Genomic DNA, 25922 nt, shown 5'->3' on the forward strand with positions numbered 1-25922 from the left:
CCTCAGGATTGCTGCTTTTTAAATTCTTCTACAAATGACTCAAGCGCCATTTCCACTTGTTCGCCTGTTGCCATATTTTTTAAATTAATATTGTCATTTTCAAGCTCATCATCGCCAAGAACAGCCACATATCGGGCTCCAAGACGGTCCGCTGATTTGAATTGCGCCTTTGCTTTGCGGTCGAGATAATCCTTTTCAACAGCAAATCCTGCATTTCTCAGCTGATAGGCAAGCTTAACGGTATAATCTCTGGCAGCATCCCCTAAAGAAACGAGGTAGCAGTCGATGCCCTGTTCGATCGGAAGCTCTACTTTTTCAGCCTCTAATGCCGCAATCAGCCGCTCGATGCTCAATGCAAAGCCGATCCCTGGCGTCCCTGGTGCGTCCGAGCCACCGATTTCTTCAGCAAGGCCATTGTACCGGCCACCGCCGCATAATGTTGTAATGGCGCCGAACCCTTCCGCATCGCTCATGATTTCAAACGCAGTGTGATTATAATAATCAAGCCCGCGGACAAGTGTGGGATCCAGGATATATTCAATGCCCAAATCGTCCAGGTGCTGTTTCACCTTTTCAAAATAAGCCACAGATTCTTCATTCAGATAATCCAAAATGGAAGGAGCTGTTTTCATCAATTCGTGGTCATGATCTTTTTTGCAATCCAGAATGCGCAGCGGATTTTTGTGAAGCCGGTTGTTGCAGTCACTGCAGAATTCATCGATCCGCGGTTCAAAGTGTGCAACAAGCGCATTGCGGTGCGCCGTTCTGCTTTCTTTATCGCCAAGACTGTTCAATACAAGCTTCAGCTTTTTTAAGCCAAGCTCTTTGTACAGGTTCATTGCAAGGGAAAGGACTTCAGCATCAATGGCCGGATCTGCACTTCCCAATGCCTCGATTCCAAATTGGACGAACTGGCGGAAGCGTCCTGCCTGCGGGCGTTCGTAGCGGAACATCGGGCCTACATAATAAAGCTTTACAGGCTGGTTCGCCCAGCCGAACATTTTATGTTCCACATACGATCTTACAGCAGAAGCGGTACCTTCCGGGCGAAGCGTTAAATCACGGTCGCCGCGGTCCTTGAAGGAGTACATTTCCTTTTGCACAATATCCGTCGTATCTCCGACTCCGCGAAGAAAGAGCTCAGTGTGCTCGAAAATCGGTGTCCGTATTTCCTTATACTGATAGCGTCTGCACAGCTCTCTTGCTTTGTTTTCGATATATTGCCAAACCTCCGAAGTGCCAGGCAATATATCCTGGGTGCCTCTTGGTATCTGAATCGACATGATTTTTCCTCCTTGCATTTTTTCATGGTAAAAACAAAAAACTCCCGTCCCGTGTAACATCATCGTTACAAGGGACGAGAGTTTGAATTCCCGTGGTGCCACCCTAGTTGAAGCACAGATTCATGCTTCCTCTTGAAAACAGTTAACGCCTGTCTACGTCCATCTCCTACTAAAGATAACTTTTTCAGAGTGAAGCCTACGGAGTGTTCATTCATTAAGGCAGCATGCGGAAATGTTTTCAGCCTGAGGCATTTCCTCTCTTTTCATGTGGTTCTTAACTACTGTTCTCCATCATTGGTTATTGCTTGATATGTAATATAATGTTCTAATCATAAAGACACCCGGTCTAATTGTCAAGACCGGTTTCCGTGAAAACTTAATTTCCTTTTTTATTTTTCAGTTTTTTAACGGCCCTGACATTCATCCCAAATTCAGAGCTAAACTCCATTCCGCTTTGTTCTTTTTGGGTAAAATCGCGGAAATCCACACCTGCAACCTGATTGGCACCATGCAGGCTCACTTGTCCTTTTTCGCTGAATTTCATGCGTCCATCCTCCTTCACGACTTTCCATTTCCTGCCGATATATAAGCCACAATGACTATTCTTCCCTTTCTCGCGGTTTTTTTGCAGGGAAATTCATTTTTTTATAGAAATTACAGAAGTGGAAAAAGGAGGCCTATATGAACAGATGAAAAAGAACAGAGTGTTAGCTATACTTACAGCCCTCCTGCTTTTAACTATGCTTCTGCCATCGCTGAATGTTAATGGAGAAAGCAGCAAAACCATTTCAGTTCCATCAGGGACCGTGAATGTGCGTCAGGGACCGGGTTTAACGTTTCCGGTAATCACTAAAATCTCCTCCGGTGAAAACTATATGGTGAACGGAGAAGATGGAGACTGGTATAAGATCCATACAAATTCGGGTGACGGCTGGGTCGCAAACTGGCTGGTAACCGCCTCATCTCATGAAGAACAAACGGAAACCACCCTAAGCTCGGGCAAGGGCACCATTACGGCTAGCTCAGTCCGGGTCAGAAAAGGACCAGGCACTGACTTTCAAATCGTTGGCAAAATAAAAAAAGGAACGACGGTCAGCATTATTGAACGCAGCGGAAATTGGGTGTCCATCGCCTCTCAGGCCTATAATGGCTGGATTTCGGCCGATTATATCACTGCTGAGGTGAAGGAAAAAGAGGAGAAGAAGAAAGAAAAGGAACAGTCTTCTTCCGGAAAAACAGGCACCATAATAGGAGATCACATCAATCTTCGCTCAGCACCTTCGCTTAACGGAGGTGTGCTCGGGAAACTTGGCAAAAACGAAATTGTGTCTGTGATCAGTGAAGAAGAGGGCTGGGTGCAGATCCAGGCTGAAAATACTGCCGGCTGGGTTTCACATCAATACATACAAATAAACGGTGCAAAAAAGAAACAATCACATGATGCAGTGGCCAAAATCACGGCAAACGAGCTGATTGTCCACGAAACTCCCTCTCTGTCAGGCAAGGTGAACGGAGTCGTCCATTCCGGAAAAACCTTTCCGATCCTGGATGAGTTAGGAAACATGACGAAAATCAAAATATCTGATTCTAAATCAGGCTGGGTGATGAACTGGTTTACAGTCAGGGAAAACGCGAAAGCCCAAACACCGAAAAAGGATGACTTTAAGAACAGTACAGCTGAAATTATCCACGACGGTACAAGCATCCGCAAAAGCCCGAACACGGATGCTGCCATTGTAAAACGGGCCCATGCCGGTGAGACCTATAAAATACTCGATGTGAAGAAGAACTGGTGCAAAATTCAGCTGTCTTCCGGAAAAACCGCCTATGTCGCAGGCTGGATCATCTCGGTAAAGGGAAGCATGCAGCAAATTGAAAAAGAAGGCGTTGAAAAATATCTTTCCGGCAAAACCATAGTGCTTGATCCGGGACATGGCGGCAGAGATAACGGCACAACCGGGATGAGGGGCACTCTCGAGAAAAACCTCACACTCCGGACAGCCCTCCTGCTCAGCGCAAAGCTTAGGGCAGCTGGTGCCAATGTCATTTTAACGAGAAGCAATGATACATATATCCCTCTTTCTTCCCGTGTTGCAACAGCACATATCCATAATGCCGATGCTTTTGTCTCGATGCATTATGACAGTACACATGATGAGCTTGTCAGCGGGCTGACGACCTATTATTATCATGACTATCAGCAGCAGCTTGCCATGTCTTTAAACAGCGCCCTGCAATCCTCGCTGCAGGTCAAAAACCGAGGCTGGCGCGTTGGAGACTACCATGTAATCCGCGAAAACAAACGTGCCGCCGCTTTGATCGAACTCGGCTACCTGAGCAATCCTGCCGAAGAAGTCATGATTACATCAGACTCCTACCAGGAAACCCTGGCACAAAGCATCTATACGGGGCTGGCGCGGTACTTTAAATGAATTGAGGGCCTGCCTATTTCTAGGCAGGCCTTTTTAAACCTTCACCAATTTCAGCAGCCCCCTAAAATGATTTAAAGCCTGCAGCTTTTCCGCTGCAGGCTTCACTTATTTCTTCTCTTTACTGTCTATAATCAGGGTTACCGGTCCATCGTTTGTAAGCTGAACATCCATCATGGCACCGAATTGTCCTGTTTCAGTGGTGATTCCTTTTTTGCGGAATTCTTCGTTGAAGATTTCATAAATGGTGTTTGCTTCTTCAGGCCTGGCCGCTTCCATGAAGTTTGGGCGCCTGCCTTTTCTACAGTCCCCGTACAGGGTAAATTGGGAAATCGAAAGGACGGCTCCTCCAACATCGATGAGAGAAAAATTCATTTTTTCATTTTCATCTTCAAAGATGCGCAGGTTGGCAATCTTGTCAGCCAGGTATGCGGCATCCTCTGCGGTATCGCCGTGTGTAACTCCTACAAGGAGGACAAGGCCAGATTCGATTTCTCCTATTGTTTCATCATTCACAATCACTCTTGCTGCTTTTGAACGCTGTACGACGACACGCATACTACCAGACTCCTTAGTTCATGATCCTTCTTACGGAATAAATATCAGAAATTTGCTTGATCCGATCGACGACCTTTTGAAGATGGCTGATGTTATGGATCATGATCGACATGTTGATGGTCGCGACTTTATTGCGGTCAGATTTACCTGACACCGCAGAAATATTTGTTTTCGTTTCATTGACCGCCTGCAGCACCTCGTTCAGCAGTCCTCTTCTGTCATAGCCTGAGATTTCGATATCTACGTTATATTCCTTGCGGTCATTTAATGAGCTTTCCCATTCAACAGGAATTAAGCGGTTTTCCGCCTCGTCTGTTTCAAGGTTTGAGCAGTCGGTGCGGTGAACGGATACGCCTCTTCCTTTGGTGATGAAGCCGACAATATCATCGCCAGGAACCGGATTGCAGCATTTGGATAACCGGATCAGCAGGTTATCAATGCCTTGCACACGCACTCCAGACTCCCTTTTCTTGCTTTTGTGGAAGGATTTAAGTTCAGAAACAGCTTCTGTAATGGTCGGTTCCTGTTCCTGCTCTTTTTTCTTCCGCAGCTTTTCAGTCAGGCGGTTTGCAATTTGAAGAGCCGTAATGCCGTTATACCCGACAGCCGCGTACATATCTTCTTCATTTGAAAAATTGAATTTCTCAGAAACGCGTTTGATATTTTCAGCGGTCATGACTTCCTTCAAATCAAAATCCATATTTTTAATTTCTTTTTCAACAAGCTCTTTGCCTTTTTCAATGTTTTCTTCGCGGCGCTGCTTTTTAAAGAACTGGCGAATCTTATTTTTGGCCTGTGAGGTCTGGGTGAGCTTGAGCCAATCCGGACTTGGGCCGTATGAATGCTTGCTTGTCAGAATTTCAATGATATCGCCGGTTTGCAGCTTATGGTCAAGCGGGACCATTTTGCCGTTCACCTTGGCGCCGATCGTTTTATTTCCAATCTCCGAGTGAATGCGATAGGCAAAATCAATCGGATTGGATCCTGACGGCAGTTCTATGACATCGCCTTTTGGCGTGAAAATGAACACCATATCCGAAAACAGATCAATTTTAAGAGATTCCATGAATTCTTCCGCATTTGTGGCATCATCCTGGAACTCAAGAATTTCCCTGAACCATGTCAGCTTATCTTCAAGCGAAGATTGCTCATCGATTTCTTTTCCTTCTTTATAAGCCCAGTGCGCCGCAATCCCGTATTCGGCGATCCGGTGCATTTCGGTAGTCCGGATCTGAACCTCAAGCGGGTCGCCTTTTGGACCGATTACCGTCGTATGAAGAGACTGGTACATGTTCGGTTTCGGCATGGCAATATAATCCTTAAACCTGCCTGGCATCGGCTTCCAGCATGTATGGATAATCCCAAGCACCGCATAGCAGTCCTTGATGCTGTTCACTACAATACGCACGGCAAGCAAATCATAAATTTCGCTGAATTGTTTATTTTGAAGGGCCATTTTGCGGTATATACTGTAGATGTGTTTAGGGCGGCCTGAAATATCAACCTTGATATTGACTTCGTCTACACGGTCACGAACTTCATCAATGACTTCTTCAAGATACTGCTCGCGTTCGGCGCGTTTTTTCTTCATTAAGTTCACAATCCGGTAGTACTGCTGCGGATTTAAGTATCGAAGGGCTGTATCTTCCAGCTCCCATTTGATTGTGCTGATTCCGAGACGATGGGCTAGAGGAGCGAAAATTTCGAGAGTTTCGTTTGAAATCCGGCGCTGCTTTTCATGAGGAAGGTGCTTGAGCGTTCTCATATTATGCAGTCTGTCGGCAAGTTTAATTAAAATGACCCGGATATCCTGGGCCATGGCAACAAACATTTTCCTGTGGTTTTCTGCCTGCTGTTCTTCTTTGGATTTATATTTTATTTTTCCGAGCTTGGTTACTCCATCAACGAGCATTGCCACTTCCTCGCTGAAGCTGTCTGCAAGATCCTTGAGCGTGACGTCCGTATCCTCCACTACATCATGAAGAAATCCTCCGGCAATTGTCGAAGCATCCATTTCAAGGTCAGCCAATATTCCCGCAACCTGGATCGGATGGATGATATACGGTTCGCCAGATTTGCGGAACTGCTCACGGTGAGCATGCTCAGCAAATTTGTATGCCCTGTGAATAAAGGCAGCATCATCTTCTGAAAGGTATCGTTTTGCCCGTTCAACAACCTGCTCGGCTGTCATTATTTGATCATTAGCCATGAAATCACCTTTACCCCTTAACCGGCACCGAAAGTTCTCTATTTATATAAACTGCCGGCTTCAGTCTGTTTAGTTCAACTGCCTATCGTTTGTCGGACTTTTTTGCATAACCTGACAATTTTTGCACTGGCTATCTGCATGAACGAATCCGGCTATGGGATAGAAGTTTCGCATTTTATCCAAAACCTGAGAGTGAAAAAACATTATTATTACTATTATCGAGAAAATAACAAGAGATGTAAAGTGTTAAGGTGCGGTTTTCTGTATTATATGCCGATTTTTTACTGGCAAATCAGTTTTTTTTACAGCAGCCAGCTGCAAACCATACTTTCAGCCCAGTAAATCAAGAAGAAATAACAATTTCGATGTATTTTTAGGAAGGTCCCTCTAAAGCAATTTTCAAGACCGGTTTCTGCCAAATCCAGAATGATTAAAGCGAAATAAAAGTTCTGACTCTCAAAATCGCTGGCGAAGTGCACTCCACTATGTATGTGAGTTTCCATTTTAATGGATAATCGATTCGATTCAGCCCCGATTAGAGCCAGTTTCACGCTGATTAGAGCGAAATCCAGCCTCATTTGAGCCAAATTACCCTTCATTCGAGCGAAATGACCATTTTCTCTCTAAATAAAGTACTCCCTGCAACGAGCGGAGTGGCAGATTTCTATTAAAAAAGGAAAAGCACTCCCCTATGGAAGTGCCTTTTCGTTCTGCTTAGTAGGTCATCAATGTAAAAACATCGTAGCCGTTTAGTTTTTCTTTTCCATCCAGGTACGAAAGCTCGATAAGGAAAGCAATTCCTGCAACTACTCCGCCAAGCTCTTCAACAAGCTTGATTGTTGCCTCGATTGTTCCGCCTGTAGCGAGCAAATCATCTGTAATCAATACGCGCTGTCCTGGCTTGATGGCATCTTTATGGATGGTCAATACGTCCTTGCCGTATTCTAAGCCATAATCCACCTTCTTTGTTTCACGCGGAAGCTTGCCTTCTTTTCTTACAGGTGCGAAACCTATTCCAAGCGAGTAAGCGACCGGACATCCGATAATGAATCCTCGGGCTTCTGGTCCAACGATGACGTCAATGCTTTTATCCCGGGCATAATCAACAATCTGGTCTGTTGCATATCTATATGCATCTCCATCATTCATTAATGGAGTGATGTCTTTAAACTTGATTCCCGGTTTCGGCCAGTCAGGCACGATTGTTACAAATTGCTTTAAATCCATTGCTTTGTTTCCTCCTCAAGGTCTGATGCCTCATGAGCTAATTGACTGAACCAATCGAATAATTGCTGATAAGAAGAATAAACAAGCTCTTTTTCAAGCTCAAATTGCTCTTTCTTTCCTTTAAAAGATTCTGATTCACTCAAATCGCGTTTGCTCGCATTTTGCGCAAGCATAATTAACCCATTCTCTATTGTAACAAAATCCAGCTCAAAAAACACCTTTGAGATAAAATCAATTGTATCCCGCGACCATCCGCGGTATTTGGCGATGTCATCTCCGTACCTTTTAATATCAAGCGGGCCTCTTTTTGATATATATGCATAAAACCATTTAAAATGATCACGGGTAGGCATGGTGCTTAAGAAGTTTTCCTGCTGATGGTAAAAATGGGCATAAATCCGTTCAGGCGATTTGCCGGATATCAGCTTTTCAATCAGGCTCCGCCCCGTGGGCATGTCCATTAACACCAGATAGCTTCCATCAAGCATCAGTTCTTCTGCTTCATGATCTTCTTTAATATGCACCAAATCATCGATTTCCTGCAAAAACGGATAATGTGTTATCGTATCCTCAGAAAAAACAACGGTCTTTCTTGATTCGGCTGGAATTGCACCAAGCCATTTTTCTGCTCCATTCAAGCCCCTGTAATCAAAAAGCTGCCACTGTTCCACAGCAAGATCTGCCAGAAAAATCTGCGGCTTGCGGACATTGTTCCATTCATTCACAGAAAGCTCCCCGATGACAGAGACCTTAGCCAGCGGTGACAAATGGTCGAACTTGTGTCCAAGATTAAAGCCGACTCCATCGAGTGCCGACTCGTTTTTCTTAAGCTGCAGCTTCAGATGGTTTTGATTAGCCCCGATTTTGCGAATGCCTGCAATCTCTGATTTCTCAATCAGGATTTTCGGTTTAGGATTGCCCATTCCAAATGGAGCAAGCAGGTTCATTTCCTCAATTGTCTGGATGCTGATGTCTTCTATCGCAGCAACACCGTCAAGCATGGTGACTGGCATAAAATCCTCTTCTGTCAGCTGTTCTTTGGCAAGCGCATTTAAGCGGCTCCTAAGCTCTGCTACATCCTCGATTTTCAGCGTCATGCCTGCTGCCATCGGGTGGCCGCCAAAATGGGGCAGCAGATCGCGGCATTCAGAGAGATTTTTAAATAAATCAAATCCCATAATGCTACGCGCTGATCCCTTAGCAAGACCCTTTTCCCTGTCAAAGCTCAGCACAATGGCAGGGCGGTAAAAGCGTTCAACAAGCTTTGAAGCTACAATTCCCACAATCCCGGAATTCCATCCTTCCTGGCCGACAATCAGGACACCATTATCCTCGGGCGGATACAGCTCTTCCACCTGCCGTATTGCTTCTTCCGACGTCGTCTGCACAATCGCTTGCCTTTCTTTATTCATCGCATCTATTTCATCGGCAATGCTGTCAGCTGTCTCGGCATCTTCTGCCATAAGCAAATCGACTGCAGGGTCCGCATCTCCAAGCCGGCCGGCTGCATTGATGCGCGGCGCCATTCCAAAACCAATGGATTCTTCATTCAGCTCCTGCTGCTTTGTACCGGACTTCTTGATCAAAGAAACAAGGCCAGGCCGTTTTGTTTCCCTCAAGCCCGCAATTCCGCGCGCTGCAATCAGCCTGTTTTCCCCGAATAAAGGCACCAAGTCGGCAATCGTGCCGATGGCTGCTATCTCCAATAAATCTTCAGGGAGCTCTCCAAGAAGCGCATGTGCAAGCTTAAACGCCACACCTACACCAGCCAGATCCTTGAACGGATAAGGATTTCCCTCAATCTTCGGATGAATAATCGCCAGGGCCTCAGGAAGCTCTGGTCCCGGCTCATGGTGGTCAGTGATGATATAATCCATGCCAAGCTCTTTTGCAATCCTTGCTTCCGCTACTGCAGAAATCCCTGTATCTACCGTGATCATTAATTTTACGCCTTCATTCGCGGCACGGCGGAAGGCCATTTCGTTCGGACCATAGCCTTCTGTGAAACGGTTCGGGATATAAAAATCAGCATTGGCACCCAGACGGTTAAGGGCAGTCATCATGACAGTCGTAGAGCTTACCCCATCCGCATCGTAATCTCCAAATATCCTGATCTTCTCATTATTCGAAATGGCTTTTTTAATTCTGTCTGCTGCAATATTCATATCTTTCATTAAAAACGGATCATGAAAGGAATCTTTATTTGTAAATAAAAAGGACTGTGCTTCTTCAACTGTCTTAAGTCCGCGATTGGCTAACAGCGTCGCAGCCAAAGATGTTAAATGAAGCTGTCCTGCTAATGTTTCAACTATATGGGAATCAGCGCTTTGTACGTTCCAGCGTGTTCTTGGCTTTAACATAAATTCACCCCTCAGCCTACTAATTATACAAAAGGCAGCGAGGGGTTTCAAATACATTATTCATTTAGGGGTGCTTTACCTTCTATCATTCCGTCTTTCACTGGATCCATGTTTGCCTCTTTTTCAAGCGCCCTGATTCTTCTGCGAAGCGTGAAAATCTTCACCATGCTGATCATCCCGACAATGAACCCGCCCATCAGGACAGATCCTAATATCACTAAAATGAGGGGCGATTTTGCCTTGCCGAACAGATAATTCACGGTTACAGAATCTACATTGATAACAGCAAATATTGCAATGATAATAGCAAAAACAAGTGACAGCAAAAACATCCATTGGACCTTCATCACATTCACCCTCTCTAACAGATGATATGTAATATAGCTACCCATTCAGTACTCACCCATAAACAAAAAAAAGAAAGGCCGGCACATTCAATGTGTGCTGGCCTTTCCTCTGATTCCGCTTATTAAACGGTGCCTTCTGTGCTTTGTCTTTTTTCAGGTACTGTTTTCAGTGTGCCTTTTTTCTTCAATTCCTTGATCTTAAGATCGACCCAGAATTGGGAAGCAATGAATAGGGAAGAATACACGCCGCAAATCAGGCCAATCAATAACGCAAGCGAGAAGTTGCGGATCGATTCACTGCCGAAGATGAGAAGTCCAATAACTGTGATAACCACCATCAGCACTGTATTGATTGAACGTGTCAGCGTTTGGCGGATACTGATGTTCACAATATCCTTCAGCTCTTCTGGCGTTTTGATCCTTTTTTTCATTCTTAAGTTCTCGCGGATCCGGTCAAATGTAACGATGGTATCATTGATGGAATATCCGATAATCGTCAGCACGGCAGCAATGAACGTGATGTCCACTTCAATCCTGAATACACTGAACAGCGTGATGATGAAGAATGCATCATGTATCAAGGCCACAACAGCTGGCACAGCCATTCGCCACTCAAATCGGATGGTTACATAAATGATGATTCCAATCGAAGCGATGATAACGGCTTTAATAGCATTTTTCGCCAGTTCCTTGCCGATCGTAGGCGATACTGTGCTTACGTTCGGCTCATCGCCGTAAACTTTTTTCATATTGTCCTTCAGACTGGAGATTTCTGATTTATCCAGAACCCCTTTGATACGGACGATCCAGGTTTTGTTGTTTTTGCCTGCAGAGACGATATCCTCGGTTTTGATATTCATTTTATCAAATTCGCTTTGAATATTTTCAGATGTTACAGCATTTTTGGCAGTGAACTCCACGCGGGAGCCGCTGCTGAAATCTATTCCAAGGTTCAGCTTGAACACGAACAGGAAGATAATCCCGATAATCGTCACACCAATGGAAATCCCATAAAACACTTTGCGGAACTTCACAAAATCCAGCTTATCAAAGTGTGTCGGCATAGCCATCGTATCAATTTTTTCATTTAGGCTGTGAATTTCCTTCTTACGCACGCCAAACCAGCCCGGGCGTTTGTTCACCACTCCGCTGTTCACCCACATGCCAAGGAACCATCTTGTTCCATATACAGCTGTGATGAAGCTCATAAGGATCGAAATGATCAAAGTAGTCGCAAACCCTTTTACAGAGCTTGTACCGTAGAAAAATAATACAGCTGCTGCAAGGATGGTCGTTAAGTTCGCATCAATAATAGTCGCCAGCGAGTGCTTGTTTCCTTCAGCAAAGGCGGATTTGATTGTCCGGCCGATCCTTAGTTCGTCCTTGATCCGCTCGTAGGTGATGATATTGGTATCAACTGCAATACCGACCCCGAGTATCAATGCGGCGATGCCCGGGAGCGTCAGCACAGCATTCATCCAGTCGAACACCAAAAGGGTAAGGAAGATGTAAATTGCAAGCGTAACAACAGCAATGAATCCTGGCAGACGGTAGTACACAAGCATGAACAGGAAAATGGCAGCTATGCCGATAATTCCGGCAAAGACCGTTTCATGCAGGGCCTGCTGTCCGAACTGTGCTCCAACAGATGTGGAATAAGTTTCCTTAAGGTCTACAGGCAATGCACCTGCATTCAATAAGTCAGCAAGATCTTTTGCTTCTTTCAGTGAAAACTGGCCAGTAATCAAAACCGTATTCTGGTTGAAAACCTGGCTTACCCGAGGATCGGAAATCATGTTATCCTGGGTTTCTTTTTTCTTGATTGAATCTTTTCCTTCTTTAAAATCCATCCATATTGCCAGGATATTTGTCGGAACTGGCATAGATGAAATTTTTTGTGTAACCTGCTTAAATTTGTTAGGATCCTTAAGCGTTACTTCTACGACAGGATCGTTATCCTGAAACGATTGCTTCGCGCTTTTAATATCAGCGCCTGCCATCATTTCTTTATCGTTGTAATCACGGAATGACAGCTTTGCCGTTGTTGACAGAATTTTACGTGCATTATTCTGGTCCTTCACGCCCGCCAATTGAACGCGGATTCTGTCATTTCCTTCAATCTGGATGCTTGGCTCGCTGACTCCAAGAACGTCCACACGCTTTCTGAGCGCTGTAGCTGCACTGACCAGCTGCTTTTCATCCGGTTTCTTTCCGTCAAGCGTCTTAACCTGATAAAGCACTTCAAAACCGCCCTGAAGATCAAGCCCAAGCTTGACTTTGTCGAGCAATCCCTTTGTTGTTGTGCCCATCCCTGTGAAAATCAAGATCGCAATCAGGAAAAACGCAACGAGTCTGCTTCTTTTTACCATTATGTAGTAGGCCCCTTTCTTTATACGCCTTATTCTTCCGGTATTTAATGATGGGTAAATCACCACTAAACACCATGATGTTCTGATTAGGACCTGCCTGACCAAACGATAAAAGCGTATCATAAAAAAACAAAATATCTATCCTAATAGCCCGGAAAAACAAGGCTTGTACCACAAATTCTCTTTATTTGCCAAAAAACGCCCGCAACATACTCATTATGATTCAATTTCAAAAGCCTGTCAATTTAAGATTACATAAAAAGCGCAAGCGCCTGTTCATAGGATCAAAGACTAAGAACGCCGCGTCCTGCGGCAACGTCTTTGTGACCCCCATCCTGGGGGCCTCAGCATAAGGAGCGCAGGAATAGAAGGTGCTCTTTGCCTTCAATTCTTGCGTGACTTATGACCTCGAGGAGCAGGCGGAAATAAATGTATAAATCTTCAGAAAAAAGGACTGATAACTGCTGCAGCCTCACCCCTTTTTGGCCTCCAGTCCTTAGTCCCTGAACAGCTCCGCAAGCTCTTCCAGGGAGTTGCCGTCGAGAAGGCTTGGACCTTTGTATGCTTCTATGGTTGTGAAGGTCATGAAGGTGCCTGGGGCCAGGGACAGGATATCATCCATAATTTCATAAATGTGGATGTCTTCAATCGGCTTTTTCCATTTTTTCTTGATCAGACATTGCCAGATATCTTCTTCCTTCACTGCATCGAATCCCAGCAATTGCAATTCCTCTTTTTTATTCTTCAGCGCTGGCAGCATCTGCCCGTAATAAGCCTGATACGGATGCTTTCCTTCCATGACCATACCCTCTTTCATTTTAGGGTGAAAAGCAAGTTTTTTAAGTCAGCTTGTCATGCTTTGTCCAGCTTCCTGCATATAGATAATTGTATATGATATCAGCTTTTTTGAGAAGGCAGGGATTGGATAAGATGTCAAAATTTTTAAAAGGGACGCTGATTCTGCTTTTAGCCAGTTTAATTACTCGGGTATTGGGCTTTATCAATAGAATTGTCATCGCCCGGTTTATTGGTGAAGAAGGCGTTGGCTTATATATGATGGCACTTCCGACTCTGTTTCTTGTCGTGAATATCACCCAGCTTGGCCTGCCTGTCGCCATATCGAAGTTTGTGGCAGAGGCGGATGCCAAGGGCGATGAAAAGAAAATCAAGAAAATACTGATAGTCTCCATTACGTGCACATTTTCTCTTTCGATGATTTTCACTCCAGCCATGCTTATCTTAGCACCAAAGCTGTCCGATACGCTTTTCACTGATTCGCGCACGGTCTGGCCATTAATGGCCATAGCACCGATTGTGCCTATTATTGCGGTATCATCTGTCATCAGGGGATATTTCCAGGGAAAGCAGAACATGAAGCCATTCGCCTTTTCACAGGTGATTGAACAGATCGCCCGGATTACCTTTATTGCTGTTTTAACAAAGGCGTTTCTTCCTTATGGAATTGAATTTGCAGCTGCAGGGGCCATGTTTGCCTCTATTATCGGGGAATTGGTGTCGCTGGTGTATTTAATGACTGCGTTTAAATTAAAGAAGCATTTTAAAGTCAGAAAGAACTTTTTTGGCATGGTGAAATCAGGAAAAGGAACATTCCAGGAATTGATGAGCATCGCCCTTCCCTCAACAGGCAGCAGATTCATCGGATCGCTGGCATGGTTTTTCGAACCGATTGTAGTGGCTCAAAGCCTGGCACTTGCTGGTGTTTCAGCTTCCATGGCAACAAGGCAGTATGGTGAGCTGACCGGATACGCACTTCCGCTTTTGATGCTTCCATCATTCGTGACCACATCACTTGCAACCTCACTCGTACCTGCCGTAAGCGAGGCAAAATCCAGAGGAGATGTTCTGCTTGTCGAGCGCAGGCTTCAGCAGACATTAAGAATTACCTTTGTCACCGGGTGCCTTGCTGTTGTCTCGATGTTTGTTCTGGCAGAGCCGATTCTGCAGGTTATGTACGGATCATCCAGAGCCGCTGTTTTCATAAAATTCCTGGCTCCTTTTTTCATTTTGTTTTATTATCAAATGCCTCTGCAGTCCATGCTTCAGGCAATGAATCTGGCTAAGTCAGCCATGTTCAACAGTCTTGCAGGTGCAATTGTCAAGATTGCCATCATCTGGCTTCTCGCTTCAAAAGAGAACTTCGGGATCATGGGAGCCGCAATAGGAATTGCTGTCGGAACGATTCTGGTCACATTCCTGCACTTTACGACCATTATTAAAATCATTCCCTTCACACTGAAATTCCGTGACTATGCCACACCGCTCGCAATAGCCTTTGCCGCTGGCTGGTGCGGTGATTATACATACCGCACGCTGCTTTATGGAGAACCATTAGTGCCGCGCCTGCTCCTATCGCTCGCTGTCATTACGATCACCTATACCTTTTTATTGCTTTTGACAGGCGGAATCAAAAAGAAGGAACTGAAGCGGATACCTGTTGTCGGAAACATGCTCTCTAAATTAGCCTTTCACTGACTGTCCTGTTCGTCAATATACAGTTTTCCATCAATACAGGTACAAAATGAAACCTGGCTGATAGAATGATAGCCTTGCCTGTTCAGCTGCTGCAAAAGCCATTTTTCATCCTTTTGCAGTCTGGCCAGGCTTTTTTCCTGTATCACCCCGTCCACGATCAATGGAAACGGCGAAACTTTTTCCTGCATTTCCCTCTGCTTCTTTTCAATCACAGAAAGCTGTCCGGACGGCTCCAATATCGCATACTCCACTTCACCGATATTAAGGATATTTTTTTCACGCAGCTGTGAAAGCAAATCATCGAAGTTATAGCGCTGCTTCCTCATCACACGTTCGTCTATTTTCCCCTGGCTGATAATGATCGAAGGTTTCCCGTCGAGCACCTCCCTGAACTTCTGGCTTTTCAGAGAAATCAAAGCCAGGATAATTTGAATAACCATTAAAAGAACCATAGGCAAAATGGACTTTACTATCGGCATATCAGGGTTCTCAATGGAAAGGACAGCCATTTCTCCAATCATGATAAAGACCACTAAATCCAGGATACCTAATTCACCGATTTCCCGTTTTCCCATCAGCCTGAAAATAACCATCATCACGAGATATAAAACAAGGGTCCTTATTACCACACCAGCATATTCTTCCATTTTAAAAAACCCCTCCTCTTTTTGGCATCGATATCATTAGAATGGCTGGTTTTTCAGGAATAATGCTTGTTTAAACTTACCATTCCATTTGTTCTAAAAAAATGCCCCCCTGAATATGCTTGTACAAAGACACATATAGCGTGATGCTCAGAATAGAGGCTTGAAAGGAGAGGAAAATCATCGAAACAAAAAAGATGGGTTCAGCAATTTTATACGGTGCGGGTGTCATCTTCGTCCTCGCAATTATTTCGAGCTTTATCTTCTCGATTCTGCTCCGATTTACAAGCGTGACCGAGACCTCACTCACGTATATCATTATGGCTGCTTCGTTTATTTCCCTGTTTATCGGAGGATTTATATCTGGCGGAAAGGGCAAAAAGCAAGGCTGGATGCTCGGGGGAGGAACTGGGCTGCTTTACCTTTTTATCATCATGCTCTTTAAATATCTTGGACACGACTCCCTCTTTTCACTGAAAGAATGGATTTATCAGGGCTGCTTTATTTTAACGGCCATGATGGGCGGCGTGCTCGGGGTCAACTTGAGCTCCAATTCGAAGTAATTTTTTCGGGTGAAACATCAATTGGCTCGAATGCCGGGGAATTTCGCTCTAATCAAAGCAGATTTGGCTCTAATCATCGCTATTTTCGCTCTAATCAGGGCTGATTTGGATCGATTATCAATAAGACTGAAAAAGCTCTTTACTTTATTGATTGGAGCGAAAGACGCTTGACTCATGGGGGATTAGCGTTACAGGCGAGACCCCGCAGGAGCCAAGCGACGAGGAGGCTCGGCGAACGAGGAGGCTCGGCGAACGCCCCCCGGAAAGCAAGCGTCTGGAGCGGAAATCTACAGACAACCCTTAAAAAAGTATAAAAAAGACGGCATCTTTTCAAAAGATACCGTCTTTTTTATGTTATACCAGTTCCTTTTTTTCCGGAGCGCTCTCCGTTACTTCACGGATAGCTGAGCGATCGTATGTAAGTCTGCTTCCATCTCCGCAAAGAACGACGATTTTAGTTTCGTCAATAGAGTCGATGCTTCCGTGCAATCCGCCGATTGTTACGATTCTGTCGCCCTTTTTCAGGCTGCTTTGCATGTTAGAAACGTTCTTCTGGCGCTTTTGCTGCGGACGGATCAATAAGAAGTAAAACACAACAAACATTAAAATCAAAGGAAGAATTGTGCCTATGCCTCCACCCATCATGTATCTCTCCTTTCAATTATCATTATGAGTTAAAAGTTTTTAGCGTTCGGTTTGTTGAATCCGTAACGTTCAAAAAATTCTTCTCTGAAGTCACCAAGACGGTCCTCACGGATGGCTTGTCTGACCTGTTCCATTAAGTTTAACAGAAAATGCAGATTATGATAAGTCGTAAGTCGAATTCCGAACGTTTCTTCACAGCGAATTAAGTGGCGGATATAGGCGCGGCTGTAGTTTTGGCAAACATGGCAGCTGCAGTTTTCATCAATCGGGCCAAAATCGCGTGCATATTTAGCATTCTTGATGACAAGGCGCCCATTCGAGGTCATCAGTGTCCCGTTTCGTGCAATCCTTGTAGGAAGCACACAGTCGAACATATCAATCCCTCTGATCGCACCATCAATCAGCGAATCCGGAGAGCCTACTCCCATCAGGTAGCGCGGCTTGTTCTCAGGAAGAAGCGGTGTCGTGAATTCAAGCACACGGTTCATCACATCTTTCGGTTCACCGACAGATAAACCGCCGACAGCATATCCAGGGAAATCAAGAGAAGTCAGATCCTTCGCACTTTGCCTTCTCAGGTTTTCGAATTCTCCACCCTGCACGATTCCAAACAGCCCCTGGTCAGAAGGACGCGCATGTGCCTCAAGGCAGCGCTCTGCCCAGCGTGATGTACGCTCAACTGATTTTTTCATATATTCCTCAGTTGCCGGGAACGGAGGGCACTCATCAAACGCCATCATAATATCCGAGCCAAGCGCATTCTGGATCTCCATTGCCTTCTCAGGTGACAAAAAGAGCTTGTCTCCATTCAGATGGTTTCTGAAATGTACGCCTTCTTCTTCAATTTTGCGGAATTCACTCAGGGAAAAGACCTGGAATCCTCCGGAATCAGTAAGGATGGCACGGTCCCAGTTCATGAACTTGTGCAGTCCGCCCGCTTCCTTAATGATTTCATGGCCGGGTCTTAGCCACAGGTGATACGTATTGCTGAGGATGATGCCTGCGCCCATCTGCTTTAAATCCTCAGGTGCCATCGTTTTAACAGTGGCCAGTGTTCCTACAGGCATAAAAGCCGGTGTATCAAAAGAGCCATGGGGAGTATGGACCCTCCCAAGCCTGGCACCTGTTTGTTTATCTTTTTTTATAAATTCATAACGTATTGCAGTCAACGCAATAACTCCTTTCGTGAAAAACAGCCAAACCGTAAAGGAAGGCATACTCGGATTTAAAGACAGGCAATTACTTAATCAGCATAGCATCGCCAAAGCTGAAAAAGCGGTATTCTTCGCGCACGGCCGTCTCATAAGCATTCAATACATGCTCACGTCCTGCCAGTGCGCTGACAAGCATGATCAGCGTTGATTTTGGCAAATGGAAATTCGTGATCATTCCGTCAATGCCCTTGAATTCATATCCAGGGAAAATAAAGATACTTGTCCAGCCGCTGTCTTCTTTAAAAACACCATCATTTTTCGAAGCAATGGTTTCAAGCGTTCTTGTTGATGTTGTTCCGACGGTAATGATCCGGCCGCCCTGTGCCTTCACTTCATTCAAAAGCCTTGATGTGCCTTCGGTCATTTGGTAAAATTCCGAATGCATTTCGTGTGCATCAATATCATCCACACTTACAGGCCTGAACGTGCCAAGGCCGACGTGAAGCGTTATAAACGCGATATGTACACCCATTTCCTTAATCTCTTCAAGCAAATGCTCTGTGAAATGCAGCCCCGCAGTCGGTGCCGCCGCTGAGCCGCGCTCTCTTGCATACACAGTCTGATAGCGGTCCTGGTCATCCAGCTGTTCCTTGATATAAGGAGGAAGCGGCATTTGGCCAAGGTCCTCAAGTATTTCATAAAAAATCCCGTCATATTGAAAATCAAGAATCCGTCCGCCATGATCGAGTACGCCTGTGCAGACAGCCGTCAGCTTTCCGTCTCCGAAAATGATCTTTGAGCCTTCTTTAATTCTTTTTGCCGGTTTAACAAGAGTTTCCCAGGAATCGCCGTTTTCCTGCTTCAGCAAGAGCACCTCGATTTTGGCCCCTGTATCATCCTTTGTGCCAAAAAGCCTGGCCGGAAGCACTTTTGTATCGTTCAAAACAAGGCAGTCACCCGGTTTAAGATAGCTTGTAATATTTTTAAATACTTCATGATTGATGCTGCCTGTTTGTTTATCGAGAACCATCAATCGGCTTTCTTCCCGATTTTCCAGGGGTACCTGTGCAATTAAGTTCTCAGGCAAATGAAAATCAAACATATCTACTTTCATGCTGTTCCTCTTCTTCCTGTTTGCAGTTTTTGAAATTCTGAGGCATTTGCTAAAATGCCTGTTTCCCTTTTACGGAGAAGGAAGCTCCATATTAAAATGGCGGCAGGCAAGGTCTGTAATCAGCCTTCCCCTTGGAGTGCGCTGGATGAATCCGATCTGCAGCAGATACGGCTCATACACATCCTCAATGGTATGCGACTCCTCGCCGATCGTTGCCGCAATGGTTTCAAGACCGACTGGGCCGCCGCGGAATTTTTCGATAATCCCTTTAAGTAATTTATGGTCAATATGATCAAGTCCTAAACGGTCAACCTGCATCAATTCCAGAGCATAATCCGCAAGCTCCTCTGTAATCGTACCATTTCCCCTGACCTGGGCAAAATCCCTAACCCGCCGGAGGAGACGGTTTGCAATCCTCGGCGTGCCCCTTGACCGCCTGGCAATTTCACCGGCAGCGCGGACGTCAATATCCGTACCCATGATTTCTGCTGTACGGACAACGATTTCCTTCAGCTGCGGCTCTGTATAATACTCAAGCCGGCTCATGACGCCGAAACGGTCCCTTAGCGGTGCGGAAAGAGAACCAGCCCTTGTTGTCGCCCCAACAAGCGTAAAGGGCGGCAGGTCAATGCGGACAGAACGCGCAGCCGGTCCTTTGCCAATGACGATATCCAGGCAGAAATCCTCCATCGCTGGATACAGCACCTCTTCTACAGCCCTTGGAAGCCTGTGGATTTCATCGATAAACAGCACATCCCCCGGTTCAAGTGCGCTTAGGATGGCGGCGAGATCTCCTGGCCTTTCAATAGCAGGCCCTGAGGTGGTGCGGACATTCACGCCCATTTCATTGGCAATGATGACGGCAAGAGTCGTTTTTCCAAGTCCCGGCGGTCCATATAAAAGCACATGGTCAAGCGTTTCTTCCCTCATTTTCGCGGCCTCGATAAAGACGCTGAGGTTAGCCTTCACTTTTTCCTGGCCAATATATTGTCTGAGTGTTTGCGGTCTAAGGCTTTGTTCAAAGGATTGTTCGCTTAGGTCGGCTTCCTGGCTGAAAACTCTCTCCTCCATATCTCCACCCCTTATTTTAACATCAATTGCAGCGCTTTTTTAATATATTGTTCAGTCGTTAATTCTTCCTTACCGAGTACCTTTGCCACCTTCTGGACTTCTTTTTCAGAATAGCCGAGCGCCTTCAGGGCGAGTACCGCCTCCTCCAGGTCTTCAAGATATCCGGCAGCCCGTGCCCCTTCTGCAAGCTTATCATTGAAAAGACTAGGGAAGTAATCCGGCACGATGTTTTCAAGCTTTCCTTTTAAATCAAGAATCATCTGGCGTGCTGTTTTCTTGCCTACGCCAGGGAACTTCACAAGGAAGGTTTCATCTTCATTTTCAATCGCCTGGACCACCTGATCAACCTGCCCTGATGCGAGGATCGCAAGTGCTCCCTTAGGCCCGATTCCCGTTACATTCAGAAGCTTTGTGAACAAAGCCTTTTCTTCTCTTGCTTCAAACCCATACAGCGCAAAAATATCCTCGCGCACATGGTGGTATATGAAAATCTGGACCTGATCATGCAGCTTCGACGAAAAAATAAAAGGATTCGGCGTCATCACCTGATATCCGATTCCCCCGTTTTCCACCACAATGTATTCAGGCCCGATATAATCTATTGTTCCTTTAATATAATCATACAAATCGCTTCGCTCCCTGATTTTGCTGTACCTCTCATTGTACCATACCACACCTTGAAAGTTGAGAAAAGATTGGGAAGCAAACACGAAAAAGCGGAACACCTTAATGTCCGCTTTGCTTTCTCTTCTTCTTATGAAGGATTTATACGACTTTGCGGCAATTCGCCCGAATCAGCGGGGATTCCGCTCGAATACTAGGTGATTTGGCTCGAATCACCTCTGAATTTGGATTTACTATCCAGTAAAATGGAAATTATCCGCACCTTCACTGCCCTAGTTTTTAGATTTCAGGACGGAATAAGGCTTATAAGCCTCAATCACTTCTTCATAATGATCTTTATTCAAAATAGGAATGCCCTTTAGCAGTTCTTTTTGTTTATAAGAATCAAGACGGCCTAAATCAATCTGGAAGAAAGAATGGATGATCATCGGGTGATTATCGGGCCTGCCATTGAATATGGAAAGTGTTCCATCCTCTGATATGCCAAAAAATCCATTAACCTTCATCAAGGGTGAAATGTCATTTTCCTGCTTTTTGAATACCATTTCAACTGAATTTTGATCCACGAGCTGCCAGTCTTCGTACTTGGCCCAAAAATCCTCCATGGACAAAATGGTTTCATTTACGGTTTCTTCGCTCACTTCTCCGTCTAAATAATGCCTCTTGAGAATAACCTTCCTTTCAAGCGGCTCCTTTATAACAGGAGTTGCTTCCTTTTCAGAATGAGATGGCTTTTCCGCGCCAGCTGCCAGCGCACCGGAGGCCGAAAGTCCAATAATCATCACTAACAGTAACAGTAAACGGCTCTTCATCTCCAATCACCTCTTCTTTAGAAAATGGAATACCTTTTAGCCCTAGTTTGGCCAAAACAAGAAATTTTATCCGGCTTAAAAAAGTATTTTATAACCAACAAAGCAAAAGCCCGGCATCTCATCAGGATGCCGGGCTCGGTCTTATTGAGCATGATTTTTATGAAGATCCAGGTTGTCGAACAAATCCTGCGCATCCAAAAGGACCATATCTCTCGGGCCGCCGTCGCGAAGGTCATTATCAAGTGAAATCACTCTGTAGTAAAGGCCCTGATCACTTACAACTGTCAGCTTCCTTTTTCCTGAAAGCTTATTTACCCTGTTTCTCACTTCTTTTTTTACATCAGAAGGAGACTGATTATTTTTAACGAGCAGGGTGACCAGTATCCGGTCACGTGTAATAATTGCCCGTGAATCTTTTACACCATGAACGGAGTTGGCTTTTTTTACGATGCTGTCAACAAGCGCACCTTCATAGGCTGTATAATACGAGCTCCTTGTTCTTTGCGGAATTCCTTCATGACTATGATAGTTTCTGTCTCTTGTGCTGAAATCATTTTCCTGGTCTAAGTTCCCGCTGTTATAGCCAAGCGGCACAGCAGGGTTTCCCAGATTCCCCAATCCGTTTCCCTTATTGCCTGAAGACCCAAACAAGGGTGCACGGTCACTGATGTTCCTCGCCAGGTTATCTTTTGCTGTCATGTTCTTTTGGGATCTGACGGCATCCGTATTTTTTTGGCCGTTCTCAGCTACATTTCCCGCTGAACAGCCGGCTAAACCCGCGGCAAGCATCATACAAAGCGGCATCGTCCATCGTTTCCTCAACGGCAAAACCCCCCTTCGCAAAGTGAGATAAAACACGTATCTCCCTAATAGGATTCATGACAGGGGCATGCTTTATACTGACACTTCACACCAGATTTAAGCTCTGCTGCTTTCCAGGATTTTTTGCGATATACCGGCATTCATTTTCATCCTTTTTGGATATTCCTCTACGGTCAGCTTCCAAATATGATGCAGCTGTGCCCCGTTTCCGAGCTGATTTTCACGAATCAGCCTGTTCCATTCTCTGAAAACATCTGCAGGAAAGGTAAGTGCATATAAAAAGGCCGTATTGTTTCTGTACCTGTTTATTTCAGGATACGTCCATAATTCTTCTGCCGGATTTTCCAGATAGCTTAAAATGCGATTGCAATACTGCAGATCATCCATCATGGCTGGAGCTGATGAAATTAAGTCAAAATCAATTAAAAACAGCTCTCCTTCCTTACTGCGCAAAAAATTATGGTGTGCACAGTCTCCGTGGATGATGACATTTTCATCAGCCTCAAGATCATATTGATGATCTCTCATCCCCTGAAGGGCCCATTCACCCCAGCTTAGCCAGCTCTTCAAGATACTGTCAGATACATACCGCGAAACGTTCTGGAAGTTTTGCCTGAAAGCCTGCAAACGTTCCTGCCATTTATCGATTTGCCGAAAACGGTGGATGCGCGCTGAAAATTCCCTTGGAAGCTGCGAGGAAATAGCATGGAATTCGTCCAGCAGCCTGAGTCCCTCACTTCGGTCTCTGCTGTCAGAAAAGTGAAACGGCCTGCTTGCGGGCTCTAAGTACTGAATACACCCAAATACCCCGTATTCATAGTAAAACGGGGGAATGTCGTATATATCATATGTTTTGTAAAAACCTCTTTCTTTCAGTAATGAGGTGAGCAGCTTTTGGTTTTCCCAATTCCCCGCAGAATCAAAACGTTTTAAAATTATCGGCTCTGTATTATCGCATTTCAGGATGAACACGTGGCTTCTTATATGCTTCAGTGATTTAAGGAGAATGCCATTTTCTTTTAAATAAGACAGGAGACGAGTGTAAAATACACTGTCTCCCCCAAAATTAAAACTCATCGCTTTCATCTGCATAAACCGGCATGCCATATGCTGGCATTGGGCTGTTTCCATCAAAGAAAGGCCCAGCGTATGGATGATCCTGACCTAAAGGCTGAAAAGGGATTCCTTCTCCTCCAAATTGCGGCTGGCTGAATGGAGCCTGCATCCCGTCAAATGCAGGATTGCCAAACGGCCTTCCGTCACCCATTTGGGAACCTCCGTACATTCCCGGCTGACCTCCCATTTGCGGGCCTCTATACATGCCTGGCTGACCTCCCATTTGCGGGCCTCCTTGCATTCCCGGCTGACCTCCCATTTGCGGGCCTCCATACATGCCCGGCTGACCTCCCATTTGCGGGCCTCCGTACATTCCCGGCTGACCTCCCATTTGCGGGCCTCCATACATGCCAGGCTGGCCACCCATTTGCGGGCCTCCATACATGCCCGGCTGACCTCCCATTTGCGGGCCTCCTTGCATTCCCGGCTGACCTCCCATTTGCGGGCCTCCATGCATTCCCGGCTGACCTCCTATTTGCGGGCCTCCTTGCATTCCCGGCTGACCTCCCATTTGCGGGCCTCCTTGCATTCCCGGCTGACCTCCCATTTGCGGGCCTCCATGCATTCCCGGCTGACCTCCCATTTGCGGACCTCCATGCATTCCCGGCTGACCTCCCATTTGCGGACCTCCATGCATGCCTTGCTGCCCATATGGTTCCATCCCGTGTCCTGGCATGCCGGAATGTTCCTGTCCGCCTCCATGCTGCATATATTCTCCCATTTGCGGATATCCCCCAGGACCCGGGTTTCCGTCATGTCCCGGATTAGCATATTGCGGATAATGCCCCATAGACATGCCGTATCCATCAGAAGATTCTCCCGGTCCGCAGCCGCAGCCGCTCTGAGGCTTATATTTCGGCTCTTGATAATATTGCGGGATCGGCGGTACGAAGTGCTGATTGCTGCCGTGATGGTGGTGCATCATATCACTTGAAGACTCGGATGAAGACTCAAAATGATGATGCATGCCATGTGGAGCAAATTGGGCGTTCACTCCCTGGACCATCGGACTGCCGTAGCCAGGCTGTGTTCCTCCGTAAAAAGGCTGCTGGTAGTTAGGCATGATGTCAGAGGAGGACTCGTATCCATGATGATGATGGTGATGCCCATGCTCCTGCTGATAGTGCTGATATGGCTGGTACAGACCTCCTTGAGGATATGGCGGCATATTCATTGCATGATGATGTTCGTGCATATGTGAGGACGAGCTTTCTTCATAATATGGATTCATTGTCGCTCCCTGTACCTGAGGCATGGGCTGTATCGGCAGACCATATGACCATGGCTGAAAACCCATTGGCGGGCAAAAGCCGCTTCCAGGCATGATCGGCGTCACAGGTACACATTCCGGCTGCTCCATCACTGGCATTTCCACAGGCTTTGGCGGCACTATTTCCGGACTTTCTATTTTAACCGGCTTGATTTTTTTGGGTGCAGGCGGCTTTTGCACACTCATGTTGGCCATATTGACCATATAATAATTATTGATGTCGATTTCCGGCATGACCGGCTGCGGAACAGGAACCTCTTTTATAATCGGTTTTTCCTTAATGATAGGTTTTTCTTTCACGATCGGCATTTCTTTTGGTGCTGGCGCCATCGGCTTCGGGGGAACCGGCATTTCCTTAGGCTTTGCTATCGGCGCTTCCTTTACCGGCGGTTTATACTGCTGAACCGGCTGCTGATGGGGCTTTGGAACCTCCTTCACCGTACCGTGCCCTGAATGTGCCGGTGCTTCTTTTTTCACTCCGGCAGATCCCGGTATTTTAATTTTCATGCCTGGCATCATCATATCCGGGTTGCTGAGCTGGGAATTTACTTGCTTGAGCTCTTCAAAACTGACTCCGTACTTCTTTGAGAGCTTCCAAAGTGTATCTCCCTTTTGGACTATATGAATTTTCACGCTGACAATCCCTCCTGTGCATATGTCCATATATACTATGAAGCATTAGGTAAATTGCTATCATTTTCCTCAAAACTTATGCGAAAGGAACCCTTTTTATGATGCTGTCAGGGAGTTTCGCCGGCAAAAAATATTTCTGCCTGACTCCGCTTTTATAGGCATCACAGCACAATCCATAA

At 45.6% G+C, this 25922-nt stretch carries 23 protein-coding genes and 1 other annotated feature; of the genes, 4 read left to right on the plus strand and 19 right to left on the minus strand.

All coding sequences use genetic code 11. From position 1 onward, the window contains the following. Window positions 1-2: 2 nt before the first annotated feature. A complete protein-coding gene (gene hisS / locus ACN6MY_RS20170) occupies window positions 3-1283 on the minus strand; it encodes a histidine--tRNA ligase (RefSeq protein ID WP_419881763.1) in 1281 nt (426 codons plus the stop codon). A 67-nt stretch (window positions 1284-1350) separates the two neighbouring features. Then, window positions 1351-1587, minus strand: a binding site (T-box leader). A 72-nt stretch (window positions 1588-1659) separates the two neighbouring features. Next, window positions 1660-1827, minus strand: coding sequence for a hypothetical protein (locus ACN6MY_RS20175; protein ID WP_419881764.1), 168 nt, complete (start codon window positions 1825-1827; stop codon window positions 1660-1662). Between the two features lie 145 nt (window positions 1828-1972). Here ACN6MY_RS20175 and ACN6MY_RS20180 point away from each other — a divergent pair, with 145 nt between their 5' ends. Then, the gene (locus tag ACN6MY_RS20180; protein WP_419881765.1) at window positions 1973-3715 is read left to right on the plus strand and encodes an SH3 domain-containing protein; all 1743 of its coding nucleotides are present in this window, start codon (window positions 1973-1975) and stop codon (window positions 3713-3715) included. 105 nt (window positions 3716-3820) lie between these two features. Here the strand turns inward: ACN6MY_RS20180 and dtd are convergent, their stop codons facing one another. From dtd to ACN6MY_RS20215, 7 genes are all read right to left on the minus strand, one after another. Then, window positions 3821-4270 carry a D-aminoacyl-tRNA deacylase gene (gene dtd / locus ACN6MY_RS20185; protein ID WP_419881766.1) on the minus strand — a complete coding sequence of 150 codons (450 nt, stop codon included), beginning with the start codon at window positions 4268-4270 and terminating at the stop codon, window positions 3821-3823. Window positions 4271-4283: 13 nt separating this feature from the next. Then, window positions 4284-6479: a RelA/SpoT family protein gene (locus ACN6MY_RS20190; protein WP_419881767.1), complete on the minus strand. Its 2196-nt coding sequence runs from the start codon at window positions 6477-6479 to the stop codon at window positions 4284-4286. A 714-nt stretch (window positions 6480-7193) separates the two neighbouring features. Further along, window positions 7194-7706: an adenine phosphoribosyltransferase gene (locus ACN6MY_RS20195; RefSeq protein WP_419881768.1), complete on the minus strand. Its 513-nt coding sequence runs from the start codon at window positions 7704-7706 to the stop codon at window positions 7194-7196. Beyond that, entirely contained in the window at window positions 7697-10066 is a 2370-nt protein-coding gene (gene recJ / locus ACN6MY_RS20200) for a single-stranded-DNA-specific exonuclease RecJ (RefSeq protein WP_419881769.1), read from the minus strand. The genes ACN6MY_RS20195 and recJ overlap by 10 nt, the downstream gene beginning before the upstream one ends. Before the next feature lie 56 nt (window positions 10067-10122). Next, a complete protein-coding gene (locus ACN6MY_RS20205) occupies window positions 10123-10458 on the minus strand; it encodes a LapA family protein (RefSeq protein WP_419881770.1) in 336 nt (111 codons plus the stop codon). Window positions 10459-10535: 77 nt separating this feature from the next. Next, window positions 10536-12782 carry a protein translocase subunit SecDF gene (secDF, locus tag ACN6MY_RS20210; protein WP_419881771.1) on the minus strand — a complete coding sequence of 749 codons (2247 nt, stop codon included), beginning with the start codon at window positions 12780-12782 and terminating at the stop codon, window positions 10536-10538. A gap of 496 nt (window positions 12783-13278) precedes the next feature. Beyond that, window positions 13279-13581, minus strand: a complete 303-nt coding sequence (locus ACN6MY_RS20215; RefSeq protein ID WP_419881772.1) for a post-transcriptional regulator — start codon at window positions 13579-13581, stop codon at window positions 13279-13281. Window positions 13582-13712: 131 nt separating this feature from the next. Between ACN6MY_RS20215 and spoVB the strand changes: the two genes are divergently transcribed. Then, window positions 13713-15275 (plus strand): stage V sporulation protein B, encoded by a 1563-nt coding sequence (gene spoVB, locus ACN6MY_RS20220; RefSeq protein WP_419881773.1) that lies wholly within the window; start codon window positions 13713-13715, stop codon window positions 15273-15275. On the opposite strand, the gene ACN6MY_RS20225 is transcribed toward spoVB, so the two are convergent. After that, window positions 15269-15922, minus strand: coding sequence for a DUF421 domain-containing protein (locus ACN6MY_RS20225; RefSeq protein ID WP_419881774.1), 654 nt, complete (start codon window positions 15920-15922; stop codon window positions 15269-15271). The genes spoVB and ACN6MY_RS20225 overlap by 7 nt on opposite strands. A 194-nt stretch (window positions 15923-16116) precedes the next feature. On the opposite strand from ACN6MY_RS20225, the gene ACN6MY_RS20230 reads away from it, so the two are divergent. Both ACN6MY_RS20230 and ACN6MY_RS20235 read left to right on the plus strand, forming a co-directional pair. Continuing rightward, a complete protein-coding gene (locus ACN6MY_RS20230) occupies window positions 16117-16482 on the plus strand; it encodes a TIGR04086 family membrane protein (protein ID WP_419881775.1) in 366 nt (121 codons plus the stop codon). 21 nt (window positions 16483-16503) lie between these two features. Then, a complete protein-coding gene (locus ACN6MY_RS20235; RefSeq protein ID WP_419881776.1) occupies window positions 16504-16653 on the plus strand; it encodes a hypothetical protein in 150 nt (49 codons plus the stop codon). 183 nt (window positions 16654-16836) lie between these two features. Here the strand turns inward: ACN6MY_RS20235 and yajC are convergent, their stop codons facing one another. The 9 genes from yajC to safA form a co-directional block, all read right to left on the minus strand. Beyond that, window positions 16837-17124 (minus strand): preprotein translocase subunit YajC, encoded by a 288-nt coding sequence (gene yajC / locus ACN6MY_RS20240; RefSeq protein ID WP_071350028.1) that lies wholly within the window; start codon window positions 17122-17124, stop codon window positions 16837-16839. Between the two features lie 32 nt (window positions 17125-17156). Continuing rightward, complete coding sequence (gene tgt, locus ACN6MY_RS20245) at window positions 17157-18296, minus strand: tRNA guanosine(34) transglycosylase Tgt (protein ID WP_090989575.1); 1140 nt, start codon at window positions 18294-18296, stop codon at window positions 17157-17159. Between the two features lie 70 nt (window positions 18297-18366). After that, complete coding sequence (gene queA / locus ACN6MY_RS20250; RefSeq protein ID WP_419881777.1) at window positions 18367-19395, minus strand: tRNA preQ1(34) S-adenosylmethionine ribosyltransferase-isomerase QueA; 1029 nt, start codon at window positions 19393-19395, stop codon at window positions 18367-18369. A 69-nt stretch (window positions 19396-19464) separates the two neighbouring features. Further along, complete coding sequence (gene ruvB / locus ACN6MY_RS20255) at window positions 19465-20466, minus strand: Holliday junction branch migration DNA helicase RuvB (RefSeq protein ID WP_419881778.1); 1002 nt, start codon at window positions 20464-20466, stop codon at window positions 19465-19467. Between the two features lie 11 nt (window positions 20467-20477). After that, entirely contained in the window at window positions 20478-21092 is a 615-nt protein-coding gene (gene ruvA / locus ACN6MY_RS20260) for a Holliday junction branch migration protein RuvA (protein ID WP_090989577.1), read from the minus strand. A 270-nt stretch (window positions 21093-21362) separates the two neighbouring features. After that, window positions 21363-21902 carry a BofC C-terminal domain-containing protein gene (locus ACN6MY_RS20265; RefSeq protein WP_419881779.1) on the minus strand — a complete coding sequence of 180 codons (540 nt, stop codon included), beginning with the start codon at window positions 21900-21902 and terminating at the stop codon, window positions 21363-21365. A 141-nt stretch (window positions 21903-22043) separates the two neighbouring features. Continuing rightward, window positions 22044-22724, minus strand: coding sequence for a YhcN/YlaJ family sporulation lipoprotein (locus ACN6MY_RS20270; protein ID WP_419881780.1), 681 nt, complete (start codon window positions 22722-22724; stop codon window positions 22044-22046). Window positions 22725-22820: 96 nt separating this feature from the next. Then, the gene (locus tag ACN6MY_RS20275) at window positions 22821-23801 is read right to left on the minus strand and encodes a phosphotransferase (RefSeq protein ID WP_419881781.1); all 981 of its coding nucleotides are present in this window, start codon (window positions 23799-23801) and stop codon (window positions 22821-22823) included. After that, a complete protein-coding gene (gene safA / locus ACN6MY_RS20280) occupies window positions 23791-25743 on the minus strand; it encodes a SafA/ExsA family spore coat assembly protein (protein ID WP_419881782.1) in 1953 nt (650 codons plus the stop codon). Before safA ends, ACN6MY_RS20275 begins: the two co-directional genes overlap by 11 nt. Between the last annotated feature and the right edge of the window lie 179 nt (window positions 25744-25922).

The sequence above is a fragment of the Peribacillus sp. B-H-3 genome (assembly GCF_048572925.1).
Lineage (GTDB): Bacteria > Bacillota > Bacilli > Bacillales > DSM-1321 > Peribacillus.

Coding starts and splice junctions, on each gene's coding strand:
- ACN6MY_RS20195 (WP_419881768.1), bottom strand. CDS start 7,706: ATGGATTTAAAGCAATTTGTAACAATCGTGCCTGACTGGCCGAAACCG.
- ACN6MY_RS20230 (WP_419881775.1), top strand. CDS start 16,117: ATGGGTTCAGCAATTTTATACGGTGCGGGTGTCATCTTCGTCCTCGCA.
- ruvB (WP_419881778.1), bottom strand. CDS start 20,466: ATGGAGGAGAGAGTTTTCAGCCAGGAAGCCGACCTAAGCGAACAATCC.
- ACN6MY_RS20205 (WP_419881770.1), bottom strand. CDS start 10,458: ATGGGTAGCTATATTACATATCATCTGTTAGAGAGGGTGAATGTGATG.
- dtd (WP_419881766.1), bottom strand. CDS start 4,270: ATGCGTGTCGTCGTACAGCGTTCAAAAGCAGCAAGAGTGATTGTGAAT.
- spoVB (WP_419881773.1), top strand. CDS start 13,713: ATGTCAAAATTTTTAAAAGGGACGCTGATTCTGCTTTTAGCCAGTTTA.
- hisS (WP_419881763.1), bottom strand. CDS start 1,283: ATGTCGATTCAGATACCAAGAGGCACCCAGGATATATTGCCTGGCACT.
- ACN6MY_RS20275 (WP_419881781.1), bottom strand. CDS start 23,801: ATGAGTTTTAATTTTGGGGGAGACAGTGTATTTTACACTCGTCTCCTG.
- ACN6MY_RS20190 (WP_419881767.1), bottom strand. CDS start 6,479: ATGGCTAATGATCAAATAATGACAGCCGAGCAGGTTGTTGAACGGGCA.
- ACN6MY_RS20225 (WP_419881774.1), bottom strand. CDS start 15,922: ATGGAAGAATATGCTGGTGTGGTAATAAGGACCCTTGTTTTATATCTC.
- recJ (WP_419881769.1), bottom strand. CDS start 10,066: ATGTTAAAGCCAAGAACACGCTGGAACGTACAAAGCGCTGATTCCCAT.
- ACN6MY_RS20175 (WP_419881764.1), bottom strand. CDS start 1,827: ATGAAATTCAGCGAAAAAGGACAAGTGAGCCTGCATGGTGCCAATCAG.
- yajC (WP_071350028.1), bottom strand. CDS start 17,124: ATGGGTGGAGGCATAGGCACAATTCTTCCTTTGATTTTAATGTTTGTT.
- ACN6MY_RS20215 (WP_419881772.1), bottom strand. CDS start 13,581: ATGGAAGGAAAGCATCCGTATCAGGCTTATTACGGGCAGATGCTGCCA.
- queA (WP_419881777.1), bottom strand. CDS start 19,395: ATGAAAGTAGATATGTTTGATTTTCATTTGCCTGAGAACTTAATTGCA.
- ACN6MY_RS20265 (WP_419881779.1), bottom strand. CDS start 21,902: ATGAAGAGCCGTTTACTGTTACTGTTAGTGATGATTATTGGACTTTCG.
- ACN6MY_RS20180 (WP_419881765.1), top strand. CDS start 1,973: ATGAAAAAGAACAGAGTGTTAGCTATACTTACAGCCCTCCTGCTTTTA.
- secDF (WP_419881771.1), bottom strand. CDS start 12,782: ATGGTAAAAAGAAGCAGACTCGTTGCGTTTTTCCTGATTGCGATCTTG.